10 protein-coding genes are annotated in these 11,485 nt (G+C 67.9%); 3 read left to right on the top strand and 7 right to left on the bottom strand.

Annotated elements, in window-relative coordinates:
* Nucleotides 1-175: 175 nt before the first annotated feature.
* The 7 genes from minE to DACI_RS00435 form a co-directional block, all read right to left on the bottom strand.
* Nucleotides 176-439, bottom strand: a complete 264-nt coding sequence (gene minE, locus DACI_RS00465; RefSeq protein WP_012202033.1) for a cell division topological specificity factor MinE — start codon at nucleotides 437-439, stop codon at nucleotides 176-178.
* 6 nt (nucleotides 440-445) lie between these two features.
* Nucleotides 446-1,258 (bottom strand): septum site-determining protein MinD, encoded by an 813-nt coding sequence (minD, locus tag DACI_RS00460; RefSeq protein ID WP_012202032.1) that lies wholly within the window; start codon nucleotides 1,256-1,258, stop codon nucleotides 446-448.
* 49 nt (nucleotides 1,259-1,307) lie between these two features.
* Entirely contained in the window at nucleotides 1,308-2,054 is a 747-nt protein-coding gene (gene minC, locus DACI_RS00455; protein ID WP_043780189.1) for a septum site-determining protein MinC, read from the bottom strand.
* Between the two features lie 168 nt (nucleotides 2,055-2,222).
* Nucleotides 2,223-3,011: a crotonase/enoyl-CoA hydratase family protein gene (locus DACI_RS00450; protein ID WP_012202030.1), complete on the bottom strand. Its 789-nt coding sequence runs from the start codon at nucleotides 3,009-3,011 to the stop codon at nucleotides 2,223-2,225.
* 23 nt (nucleotides 3,012-3,034) lie between these two features.
* The gene (locus DACI_RS00445; protein WP_012202029.1) at nucleotides 3,035-4,063 is read right to left on the bottom strand and encodes an acyl-CoA dehydrogenase family protein; all 1,029 of its coding nucleotides are present in this window, start codon (nucleotides 4,061-4,063) and stop codon (nucleotides 3,035-3,037) included.
* Nucleotides 4,064-4,231: 168 nt separating this feature from the next.
* Complete coding sequence (locus DACI_RS00440) at nucleotides 4,232-5,389, bottom strand: acyl-CoA dehydrogenase family protein (protein ID WP_012202028.1); 1,158 nt, start codon at nucleotides 5,387-5,389, stop codon at nucleotides 4,232-4,234.
* 88 nt (nucleotides 5,390-5,477) lie between these two features.
* Nucleotides 5,478-7,541 (bottom strand): acetoacetate--CoA ligase, encoded by a 2,064-nt coding sequence (locus DACI_RS00435; RefSeq protein WP_043780183.1) that lies wholly within the window; start codon nucleotides 7,539-7,541, stop codon nucleotides 5,478-5,480.
* A gap of 195 nt (nucleotides 7,542-7,736) precedes the next feature.
* Here DACI_RS00435 and DACI_RS00430 point away from each other — a divergent pair, with 195 nt between their 5' ends.
* The 3 genes from DACI_RS00430 (at nucleotide 7,737) to DACI_RS00420 (ending at nucleotide 11,378) form a co-directional block, all read left to right on the top strand.
* Nucleotides 7,737-9,044 (top strand): solute carrier family 23 protein, encoded by a 1,308-nt coding sequence (locus DACI_RS00430; protein ID WP_012202026.1) that lies wholly within the window; start codon nucleotides 7,737-7,739, stop codon nucleotides 9,042-9,044.
* Between the two features lie 207 nt (nucleotides 9,045-9,251).
* Entirely contained in the window at nucleotides 9,252-10,766 is a 1,515-nt protein-coding gene (locus DACI_RS00425) for an acetyl-CoA hydrolase/transferase family protein (protein WP_012202025.1), read from the top strand.
* Nucleotides 10,767-10,904: 138 nt separating this feature from the next.
* Nucleotides 10,905-11,378 (top strand): hotdog fold thioesterase, encoded by a 474-nt coding sequence (locus DACI_RS00420; RefSeq protein ID WP_012202024.1) that lies wholly within the window; start codon nucleotides 10,905-10,907, stop codon nucleotides 11,376-11,378.
* The last annotated feature ends 107 nt before the right edge of the window (nucleotides 11,379-11,485 follow it).

Here is an 11,485-nt window from a genome sequence, read left to right as displayed (position 1 = left end):
ATGCAAATCTTCCAATGGAGCGAAAGTCTTGCCGCATGCCAGCCGGACTGCGTTGGAGCCGCGATGAATCCAATGCAAGAGACTGAGCAAGCACTGTGACCAGGCCATCGGCAGCCTGGCCATCCGCAACCCTTTCAGGATTGCATGAAGCCACGGCCCCAGGCCGTGGCAGCGCTCAGCGCGAGGCGTCGGGCAGTTCGATCTTGACTTCGAGCACTTCGAGGTTTTCCTGGCGCTCCAGGTGCACCTTGATGTCGTTGACGTCGATGTCCACGTACTTGGAGATCACCGCCATCAGTTCCTTTTGCAGCGCAGGCAGGTAGTCGGGACCGCCGCCATTGCCGCCCACGCGCTCACGCGCGAGGATGATCTGCAGGCGCTCCTTGGCCACCGAGGCCGTCTTCTTCTTTTCTCCGAGCAGGAAAGAGAGCATGGACATGGCCGCTTACCTCCCCCCGAACATGCGTTTGAAGAAGCCGGGCTTTTGCGCTTCGGTGAAGCGCATGGGCTTTTCCTCGCCCAGGAAGCGTGCCACCACGTCCTGGTAGGCCTCGGCCACGTCCGAGCCCTGCATGTGCACGGCGGGGATGCCCTGGTTGGAGGCCTGCAGCACGGTTTCGGATTCGGGCACGACACCGATCAGCTCGATGCGCAGGATGTCCTGGATGTCCTCCAGCGACAGCATCTGGCCGTCCTGCACGCGGTTGGGGTTGTAGCGCGTGATCAGCAGGTGCTCCTTGACGCTCTCGCCCGCAATGGCGCGCGCGGTCTTGGAGCTGAGCATGCCCAGGATGCGGTCGGAGTCGCGCACGGAGGAGACTTCCGGGTTGGTCACGACCAGGGCCTCGTCGGCGAAGTGCATGGCGATCAGGGCGCCGCTTTCGATGCCGGCCGGCGAGTCGCAGATGATGTACTCGAAGTCCATGCCCGCCAGGTCGTCCAGGATCTTCTTGACGCCGTCCTGCGTCAGCGCATCCTTGTCACGCGTCTGGGAGGCGGCCAGCACGAAGAGGTTGTCGCACTGCTTGTCCTTGATCAGGGCCTGGTTGAGGTTGGCCTCTCCCTGGATGACGTTGATCAGGTCGTAGACCACGCGGCGCTCGCAGCCCATGATCAGGTCCAGGTTGCGCAGGCCCACGTCGAAATCGATGACGGCGGTCTTGTGCCCGCGCAATGCGAGGCCCGATGCGAAGCTGGCACTGGTGGTGGTCTTGCCCACGCCACCCTTGCCGGAGGTCACGACGACTATTTTGGCCATGTTTGCACGGTTCCTTAAAGACTGGAGAGCAAAGAAGAGGGGTCCGGTGTCATACCGGCTCGATGAGGATTTTCTCGCCGTCGAGACGCACCTTGGCGGGCTTGGCAGCCACGTCCGCCGGGAGATCGGTCTCGATTGTGCGATAGATGCCGGCAATCGACAGCAGCTGTGCTTCCATGCAGGTGCTGAAGATGCGCGCCTCGGTGTTGCCGCGCGCCCCGGCGATGGCCCTGCCGCGCAGTGGCGCGTAGACATGGACGTTGCCGTCGGCGATGACTTCGGCACCATAGCTGACCATGGCCAGCACCACGATGTCGGTGCCGCGCGCATAGACGCGCTGGCCCGAGCGCAGCGGCTTGTCCACGATGAGGGCGTCGGCCTGGGGAGCAGGCACCTCGCGCACCACCTCGATCTCGCGCACGACTTCCTGGATCTCGATCTCGGGCACCGTGGGCCGCACGGGTGCGGCCTCGGGCGCGGGCGCCAGGCCTGCGGCACGCGCCGCCTCCATCTGCGCCGGGCTGCCGCCGCGCACGGCCACGGGCACGGTGCGGTGAAAGCGCAGCGCCTCCACGAGCACGGCGAAGTCGATGGACTCCTCGGCCTCGCGCACATGGGCCAGGTCGATCAGCACGGGGTCGTTGTCGAAGAAATCCGGGTCGTCGGCCAGGCGCTGGGCCAGGTCGGCCACGAGCGCACGTACGTCGGTATCCCGCAGGGTCACGGCCACCACGGGCAGCTGCGCGCTCTTGAGGTCGAAGCTGGGGCGGGCAGTACTCGTCGTTTCAACGGCCATGGGACTGGGAGTGCGGTGGATGGGAGAGTTGCCTCTCGACGCGCAAAGTGTACTGTGTGCGCAGTACATGGGCGCCCACTCCCGCCGGGAGGCCGGCACCGGGGAGTGTCCATTTGTGTTGTGTCACACACGGCCCATGCCCCCGTGGCGGGGGCCGGGCGGGCCCGGTCACTGAAACCGGGGCTTACGCTTCTCCACGAAGGCCATCACGGCCTCGCGGTGGTCGGCGGTCTTGTGCGCCAGGGCCTGGTAGCCGGCGGACAGCTCCAGCAGCGACTCCAGCGTGCTGTGCTCGCCCTCGCGCAAGAGGCGCTTGGTCATGCGCATCACGGCGCCGGGGTTGGCGGCGATCTTGTCGGCCAGCGCGCGCGCCGTGGGCAGCAGCTGGTCGGCGGGCACGACGCGGCTGACCAGGCCACAGGCCAGGGCCTGCTGAGCGTCGATGGCCTCGCCCGTGAACGCCATCTCGGCCGCCTTGGCGCGGCCCACGGCGCGCGGCAACAGCCAGGCGCCGCCGTCCCCGGGGACGATGCCCACGCGCACGAAGCTCTCGGCAAAGGTGGCCGTCTCGCTGGCGATGCGGATGTCGCACATGCAGGTCAGGTCCAGCCCCGCGCCGATGGCCGGGCCGTTGATGGCGCAGATCACGGGCACGTCCAGCTGGGTCAGGGCACGCGGAATGCGCTGTATGCCCTGGCGGTACTCCTCGCGGATGGCGTCGGGCGTGAGCGCGTCGTCGAAGAAGCGCTGCATGTCCTTGACGTTGCCGCCCGAGCTGAAGATGGGGCCGGCGCCCGTGAGGATGACGGCCTTGACCGAGGCATCGCGCCGGATCTCGTCGCAGACCTGCACGAATTCCTCCACGGCCGTGTTGCCCGTGAGCGCATTGCGCGTCTCGGGCAGGTTCATGGTGAGGGTCCAGATGGCGCCGTCGCGCGCGATGTTCAGAAAGGGCATGGATGGGTTCCTTCGAGAGCCTGTCAGGCGGTGATATCGGCGGTGATATCGGTGGTGGAGCGGATCAGATCCAGGGTGCTGCCCGCGTGGCCATGGACCAGCGCGGCACCCGCCACGCCATGCCAGTACGACTCGGAGCCAGCCGTCTGGCGCCAGGCATGCAGGCGGCGCGTGAGCAGTTGCAGGTCGTATTCCTCGGTGAAGCCCATGGCGCCGTGGATGGCGTGGGCTGCCTCGGCCACGGCCAGCGCAGCCTGGCTGCAGCGCGCCTTGGCCACGGCCACGCGCAGCCGCTCAGGGAAGATGCCCTGCCCCGCGCAGCCCAGCCGGGCGGCCATGCGCGCGGCGAAGACATGCTCGCTCATCACCGCCAGCTGGTGCTGAATGGCCTGGAACTTGCCGATGGGGCGGCCGAACTGCTGGCGGTCATTCGCGTACTGCAGCGTGCGCTGGAACACCTCCATGAGTGCGCCCGCGAGCTGCGCCGCCACCAGGCCGGCCTGCAGCGTGCGCAGGTCCAGCCCACCCGGCAGGGCGATAGCGGGAGCAGGCGCCGCGCGGACCTGCTCGGCGCTCCAGCGCAGGTTCACGTCCAGGCAGAAGGCCGCCGGCTTGGACTGCGCCTGCGCCACGGGCAGCAGGCTCCAGCCCTGCGCATGCTGCACCAGCACGCTGTCCGCCACCGCGCCCAGGCGCACGGGTTCGCAGTGCAGGCTGCCATCCGGCTGGAGCAGGCCTTGCACCAACGCGATGGCGCCTGGTGGACGCTCCGCCCCCGCGCCCGCCAGCAGCGCGCGCGCCAGCATGGTTTCGCCCAGCGGCACGGGCAGCGCATGGGCGCCGGCCTGCGACCACACATCGAACAGCTGCGCCAGCGCCAGCCCCGCGCCGCCCGCGTGCTCAGGCACCAGGGCATCGGCAAAGCCGGCCTGCTCCAGCGATTGCCACAGCGCCCGGGGCGAACCCCCGGCCTCGATGGCGCGCACCCGCGCGGGCGTGCACTCGCCCTGCAGCAGCTGGCGTGCGGCATCGGCAAACAAATCGTCTTCCATGTCTCTCTCCATTCATGACACATGACGCCAGGCCTTGGGCGTTCCGTTTGAAACTGGCGCACCTTTAACACCAGGGACACCGAGGAAGGGCCGCCCCGCACCGAGGGTGTCGTCCCCCCCGCGAAGCGAGAGGGGGAAGACGCGCAGCGGCTCAGGGGGCGCTTCGTGTCAACGAAGCCCCAAACCACGCGCAATCATTCCGCGCAGGATGTCGCGCGTGCCGCCGCGCAGCGAATACGAAGGCGCAACCTCCGTCACGTAGTTGAGGGTGCGCAGCAGCTCCAGCGGAACCTCGGACGCCTCGCGTGCGAACAGGTCATCGGCGATGGCGGCGGGAATGGACTGCTCCAGCGTCGTGCCCAGCTCCTTGACCAGGGCCGCCTCGACGATGGGGCTTTCGCCGCGCACCAGCTTGTCCTGCACGGCCACCGACATGGCGCGCAGCGGGGCCAGCTCGGTGAACACGCGGCCGGCCAGGCGCAGCGCGCCTTCGCTGCGCTCGCCCGTTGCACGCAGCCAGGCCAGCCATTCATCGAACAGCACGATGCTGGAGAACAGCCGCTCGGGCCCGCTGCGCTCGAAGGCCAGCTCGGCCGTGACCTGCTCCCAGCCCTGGCCTTCCTGGCCGATCAGGGCGTCGGGCGGCAGCTGCACGTTGTCGAAGAAGACTTCGCAGAAATGGCTGTCGCCCGAGAGGTCGGTGATGGGCCGCACGGTCACGCCCGGCAGCGACAGGTCCACGATGACCTGGGACAGCCCCTTGTGCCGGTCACCCGCCTCGCCCGAGGTGCGCACCAGGGCAATCATGTAGTGGCAGTGGTGGGCGTTGGTGGTCCAGATCTTCTGGCCGTTGAGCACGAAGCCCTTGCCGTTCGGCACGGCGCGCGTCTTCACGCTGGCCAGGTCCGAGCCCGCGCCGGGCTCGCTCATGCCGATGCAAAAGAAGGCCTCGCCCCGGCAGATGCGCGGCAGGTAGAACCGCTTTTGCGCCTCGGTGCCGTACTTGAGGATCAGCGGGCCGCTCTGGCGGTCGGCAATCCAGTGCGAGCCCACGGGCGCGCCGCAGGCCAGGTATTCCTCCACCAGCACGTAGCGCGTGAAGGCGCTGCGCCCGCCGCCGCCGTACTCGCGCGGCAGGGTGACGCCTATCCAGCCCTTTTCGCCCAGCTGCCGGCTCAGTTCGGCGCTGTAGCCGCCCCAGGAGCGCGCACGCACATGGGGCGGCAGGCCGCTTATGGCCTGGGCGAGGAAGGCGCGCACCTCGGCGCGCAGGGCTTCGTCCTCGGCGGGGATGCGGGTCAGGGCAAGGGAATCAAGCACGCTCATTGCAGGGCTCCATGGTTGGACCCCACTCTAGGCAGCCGGTCTGTCGCAGTCCAATATTAAAAACCGAGCCACTGATACCGTTTGAATATCAGGCGGCCTGTGCCTTGGCATGCTGCGCCGCAAAGCCCACATACCAGTCCAGGCAGCCCGGGTTGGCCATGGCCTCCTTGTTGACCACCTTGTCCAGCGGCTGGCCCAGCATCAGCTTCTTGATGGGCAGCTCCTGCTTCTTGCCGCTGAGCGTGCGCGGGATTTCGGCCACCTGCACGATCTCGTCGGGCACGAAGCGCGGCGACAGGGCCTGGCGGATGGCGCCCTGCAGGCGGGCGCGCAGGGCGTCGTCCAGATCCACGCCCGGGCGCAGCACCACGAACAGCGGCATGAAGCTTTCGCGGCCCAGGTATTCGAGGTCCACGACCATGGAGTCCAGCACTTCGGGCAGGGCCTCGACGGCGCTGTAGATCTCGCTGGTGCCCATGCGCAGGCCGTGGCGGTTGATGGTGGCGTCGCTGCGGCCGTAGATGATGCAGCCGCCCTCCGGGAGGATGCGTATCCAGTCGCCGTGGCGCCAGACCGGGCCCATGGCGGCGGGGCCGTCGCCGCCGCCGGGCGCGCGGCCATGGCCGGCCGGGTACATGTCGAAGTAGCTGGACAGGTAGCGCTTGCCGTCCGCATCGCCCCACAGGTACAGCGGCATGGAGGGGATGGGCTGGGTGCAGACCAGCTCGCCCACCTCGTCGATGACGGGCTGGCCCTGCTCGTTCCAGGCCTCCACGGCCGCGCCCAGCTGGCGGCACTGCATGATGCCCGGCTGCTGGGGCAGCTCGCGGTGGCCGCCGATGAAGGCGCCCGCGAAGTCGGTGCCCCCCGAGATGTTGTTCCACCAGATGTCAGGCCGCCCCATGCCTGCGAACTGCGCCGTGCCCCAGCTTTGCACCTCGGGCGACAGCGGCGAGCCCGTGGTGCCCAGGCTGCGGATGCGCGACAGGTCGCCGCACTGGGCCAGGTCCACGCCGGCCTTCATGCAGTTGGCGTAGAAGGCCGCGCCCGAGCCGAAGCTGGTCACGCCGGTCTCGGCCGCGAAGCGCCACAGCACGCCCCAGTCGGGCCTGTCCTTGCTGCCGCCGGGGCTGCCGTCGAAGATCACGCAGGTGGTGCCGCCCAGCAGGCCCGAGACCTGGGCATTCCACATCACCCACCCCGTGGAGCTGTACCAGTGGTAGCGCTCGCCCCAGCTGTTGGGGTGGTAGCTGCAGCCCACGTCGTTGTGCAGGGCCTTGAGCTGCAGGGCCACCAGCACCATGCCGCCATGGCCGTGGACGATGGGCTTGGGCAGGCCGGTGGTGCCGCTGGAGTAGACGATCCACAGCGGGTGGTCGAAGGGCAGCCATTCGGGCTCGAAGGCCGCCGTGGCCGCGTCGTCGCGCGCCGTGACCTGGCCGTAGTCGGCGGCATCGGCCAGCCTCGCCTGCAGATCCAGGTTGGGCACAAGGACCACATGCTCCACGCTGGGCAGGCCTGCGCGCAGCTCCGCCAGCACGGCCATGCGGTCGATATCGCGCCCGGCGTAGTGCACGCCATCGACGGCGATCAGCGCCTTGGGCGCGATCTGGCGAAAACGGTCCAGCACCGCGTTGGTGCCCATGTCGGGCGCGCAGATGCTCCAGACGGCGCCCAGGCTGGCCGTGGCCAGCAGGGCGACCATGGCCTCGGGGATGTTGGGCAGGTAGGCAGCCACGCGGTCGCCGCGGCCCACGCCCTGGGCCTTCAGGTGCAGGGCCAGGGCGGCGACCTGGCGGCGCAGCTCGGGCCAGGACAGTTCGCGGTGGCGGCCCGTCTCGTTGCGGCTGACCACGGCGGGCATGCCGGCCGCATGGGCGGCATCCACATGGCGCAGCGCCTGGCGCGTGTAGTTGATCTGGGCGCCCGGAAACCACTGGGCGCCGGGCATGGTGTTGCGCTCCAGCACGGCCGTGTGCGGCGTGGGCGACTGCAGCGCGTTGTAGTCCCAGATGCTTTGCCAGAAGGCGTCCAGGTCGGTCACCGACCAGCGCCACAGCGCGTCGTAGCTGTCGAACTGCAGGCCGTGGCGCTCGCGCAGCCAGTCCTGGTACAGGCGGATCTGGGGGATGAAGGCAGGGGTATGGCTCATGACCGGCCACGGTACGCGCGCGCTGCCCGCGAGCCCAGACGGGAAAGCCACTAGCCTGGCACCTGGGCGACAAAGTCTGCGGGCCGGATCGCGTATCTGCGCACAAACACTGGGAAAAAATTTCCGCTTCACCCCACCTGCCAGAAAACAAATGCCTCTAATATCGCGCCAATTTTTTACAAGGAGCGATGCCACATGGGCCTTTTCCAATGGACGGAAAAATCCGCCAACCAGCTGCAACGGGGAGGCGTGATCGGCCCCGATGAGCGCCTGCCCTGGCCCCAGACCGGGCTGATGGGCATACAGCACGTGATCGCCATGTTCGGCTCCACCGTGCTGGCGCCCATCCTCATGGGGTTCGATCCCAACGTGGCCGTGCTCATGAGCGGCATCGGCACGCTGATCTTCTTCCTGATCACGGGCGGCAAGGTGCCCAGCTACCTGGGTTCGTCCTTTGCCTTCATCGGCGTGGTGATCGCAGCCACGGCCTATGGCGGCAAGGGCGCCAACGGCAACATCGGCGTGGCGCTGGGCGGCATCATTGCCTGCGGTGCGGTCTATGCGCTGATCGGTCTGGTGGTGCAGATGGTGGGCACGCGCTGGATCGAGCGCTTCATGCCGCCCGTGGTCACGGGCGCCGTGGTGGCCGTGATCGGGCTGAACCTGGCGGCCATCCCCGTCAAGAACATGGCGGCCAACAACTTCGAGTCGTGGATGCAGGCCCTGACCTTCGTCTGCGTGGGCCTGGTGGCCGTGTTCACGCGCGGCATGGTGCAGCGCCTGCTGATCCTGGTGGGCCTGATCGCCGCCAGCCTGCTGTACGGCCTGTTCACCAATGTGCTGGGCATGGGCAAGCCCGTGGACCTGTCGGGCGTGATCAATGCCGCCTGGTTCGGCCTGCCCCAATTCCACGCGCCCGTGTTCAGCGGCCCGGCCATGGTGCTCATCGTGCCCGTGGTCATCATCCTGGTGGCCGAGAACCTGGGCCACATCAAGGCCGTGACCGCCATGACCGGCAAGAACCTGGACCAGTACATGGGCCGGGCCTTCATCGGCGACGGCGTGGCCACCATGGTCAGCGGCGCGGCCGGCGGCACCGGCGTGACCACCTATGCCGAGAACATCGGCGTGATGGCCGCCACGCGCATCTACTCGACGGCCGTGTTCTTCGTGGCCGCCGTCCTGGCCGTGCTGCTGGGCTTCTCGCCCAAGTTCGGCGCGCTGATCCAGGCGATCCCGCTGCCCGTGATGGGCGGCGTGTCCATCGTGGTGTTCGGCCTGATCGCCGTGGCCGGCGCCAAGATCTGGGTGGACAACCGCGTGGACTTCTCGCAGAACAAGAACCTGATCGTGGCGGCCATCACCCTGATCCTGGGCACGGGCGACTTCACGCTCAAGTTCGGCGACTTCGCGCTGGGCGGCATCGGGACCGCGACTTTCGGCGCCATCATCCTGTACGCGCTGCTGGATCACGCACGCGACGATCAGCCACTGATTCACTGAATGTGAGCACACGCAAATATTCTTTGAACCTTTGACTGCGCGGCAGGGCCTTTACGGGGAAACCCGAGGGCCCCTGCCAGCGCTGCTACCATCGGTTTCCGGAGATATACCGCCCTTGCGTTCTTGCATGGGGCGGTTTTTTTTAGGCTTGCAAGCCAGCGCTGCGGCACCCTGCCGGCTGGCGCGAGCCGTCAGCCGGAGCCATAGATGTCCCTCGCAGACCGCGTACGTTTCCCAGAATTCCTTTCGCGCACCATGACGGCCGAGCAGGCCGCCGCCCTGATCCCCCACGGCGTCAACGTCGGCATGAGCGGGTTCACGGGCGCGGGCTACCCCAAGGCCCTGCCCCAGGCCATCGCCCAGCACGCCAAGAGCGAACACGCGGCCGGCCGGCCCTACAAGATCAATGTCTGGACCGGCGCCTCCACGGCCGCCGAGATGGACGGCGCCCTGGCCGAGGCCGGCGCACTGGGCCAGCGCCTGCCCTTCAACACCGACCCGACCTGCCGCGCCAGGATCAATGCCGGCGAGATCGACTTCATCGACATGCACCTGTCCCACGTGGCCCAGCATGCGTGGTTCGGCTTCCTGGGCCCCATGAGCGTGGCCGTGGTCGAGGTGCTGGGCGTGACCGAGGACGGACGCCTCATCCCCTCCACCGCCGTGGGCAACAACAAGACCTGGCTGGAGATCGCCGACAAGGTGATCCTGGAGGTCAACACCAAGCCGCCGGCCAAGATGGAAGGCATGCACGACATCTACTACGGCACGGCCATCCCGCCGCGCCGCGTGCCCATTGCCCTGACCCATGCCGATGACCGCATCGGCGAGCCCTACCTGCGCGTGGACCCGGCCAAGGTGGTCGCCGTGGTCGAGACCCACAAGGGCGACCGCGACAACGTCTTCGCCCAGCCCGACGCCAACTCCAACCTGATCGCCGCGTCCATCATCGACTTCCTCGCGCACGAGATGAAGATGGGACGCCTGCCCAAGGAGATGCTGCCCATCCAGTCGGGCGTGGGCAACGTGGCCAACGCCGTGCTGGCCGGCCTGCTGACGGGGCCGTTCGAGAACCTGCTGGGCTTCACCGAGGTGCTGCAGGACGGCATGCTGGACCTGCTGCGCGCAGGCAAGATGAGCCGCGCCTCGGCCACCTCGATCTCGCTGTCCGGCAGCGCCTACAGGGACTTCGAGGAGAACATCGACTTCTACCGCGAGCGCATCATCCTGCGCCCCCAGGAGATCAGCAACCACCCCGAGCTGGTGCGCCGGCTGGGCGTGATCGCCATGAACTCCATGATCGAGGCCGACATCTACGGCAACATCAACTCCACCCACGTCATGGGCACGGGGATGATGAACGGCATCGGCGGCTCGGGCGACTTCGCGCGCAACGGCTACCTGTCCTTCTTCGTCACGCCCTCGGTGGCCAAGGGCGGCAAGATCAGCTGCATCGTGCCCATGTGCTCGCACGTGGACCATACCGAGCACGACACGCAGATCATCGTCACCGAGCAGGGCCTGGCCGACCTGCGCGGCCTGTCGCCGCGCAAGCGCGCCCAAGTCATCATCGACCGCTGCGCCCATCCCGACTTCCGTCCCCAGCTGCAGGACTACTTCGACCGCGCCCAGCGCCAGGGCGCGCTGCACACGCCGCACATCCTGGGCGAAGCGCTGAGCTGGCACCAGCGCTTTGTCGAAACGGGCGACATGCGCGCCTGAACTGCGCAAGCGCGCCAGCGCGCCAGCGCGCAGTCTCCTGGGCTACAGGCAGCCATCGGCATGGCTGCCCGGACTGGCGTAGCATGCAAGGACGGCCCCCGGGGCCGTCTTTTTCGTTGCACCCACAGGACTTCTCCCATGCCGATCTGGAAGCGCAGCTTCACCCTTGAAGACATCACCTCGCTGAGCGCCGACACGGCCGTCTCGCACCTGGGCATCGAGTTCACCGAGATCGGTGACGACTTCCTGCGCGGCCGCGTGCACGTGGACCAGCGCACCTGCCAGCCCTACGGCATCCTGCACGGCGGCGTGAACGTGGTGCTGGCCGAAACCCTGGGCTCGGTGGCCGCGGCCTGCTCCATCCCCGAAGGCTGGCGCAGCGTGGGCCTGAACGTCTCGGCCAACCATGTGCGCGCCGCGCGCCAGGGCTGGGTCACGGGCACGGCCCGCCCCGTGCACCTGGGCCAGACCACCCATGTCTGGGCCATCGAACTGCACGACGAAACCGGCCGCCTGACCTGCACCTGCAGCCTGACCATGGCGCTGCTGCCGCCCACGCATGCGCAGAACGTCAAGCTCGCGGCGCAGCCGCCGGTGGCGGCACAGCCCTGACCGCTTGATGGACCGGGAACCGTCGCGCTCTCGGTCACGTTGCTGTCGTCCGTTGTATTTCTTCTTCAGTTATTGATAATTGCCTAATCAATACAACAGACTCCGGC

This window comes from Delftia acidovorans SPH-1 (genome assembly GCF_000018665.1).
GTDB lineage: Bacteria > Pseudomonadota > Gammaproteobacteria > Burkholderiales > Burkholderiaceae_C > Comamonas > Comamonas acidovorans.
Note: the sequence above shows the minus strand (reverse complement) of the source record. Positions and strands in the feature narration are given on the sequence as shown.

Coding starts and splice junctions, on each gene's coding strand:
- minE (WP_012202033.1), bottom strand. CDS start 439: ATGTCCATGCTCTCTTTCCTGCTCGGAGAAAAGAAGAAGACGGCCTCG.
- DACI_RS00435 (WP_043780183.1), bottom strand. CDS start 7,541: ATGAGCCATACCCCTGCCTTCATCCCCCAGATCCGCCTGTACCAGGAC.
- DACI_RS00450 (WP_012202030.1), bottom strand. CDS start 3,011: ATGCCCTTTCTGAACATCGCGCGCGACGGCGCCATCTGGACCCTCACC.
- DACI_RS00445 (WP_012202029.1), bottom strand. CDS start 4,063: ATGGAAGACGATTTGTTTGCCGATGCCGCACGCCAGCTGCTGCAGGGC.
- minD (WP_012202032.1), bottom strand. CDS start 1,258: ATGGCCAAAATAGTCGTCGTGACCTCCGGCAAGGGTGGCGTGGGCAAG.
- minC (WP_043780189.1), bottom strand. CDS start 2,054: ATGGCCGTTGAAACGACGAGTACTGCCCGCCCCAGCTTCGACCTCAAG.
- DACI_RS00430 (WP_012202026.1), top strand. CDS start 7,737: ATGGGCCTTTTCCAATGGACGGAAAAATCCGCCAACCAGCTGCAACGG.
- DACI_RS00420 (WP_012202024.1), top strand. CDS start 10,905: ATGCCGATCTGGAAGCGCAGCTTCACCCTTGAAGACATCACCTCGCTG.
- DACI_RS00440 (WP_012202028.1), bottom strand. CDS start 5,389: ATGAGCGTGCTTGATTCCCTTGCCCTGACCCGCATCCCCGCCGAGGAC.
- DACI_RS00425 (WP_012202025.1), top strand. CDS start 9,252: ATGTCCCTCGCAGACCGCGTACGTTTCCCAGAATTCCTTTCGCGCACC.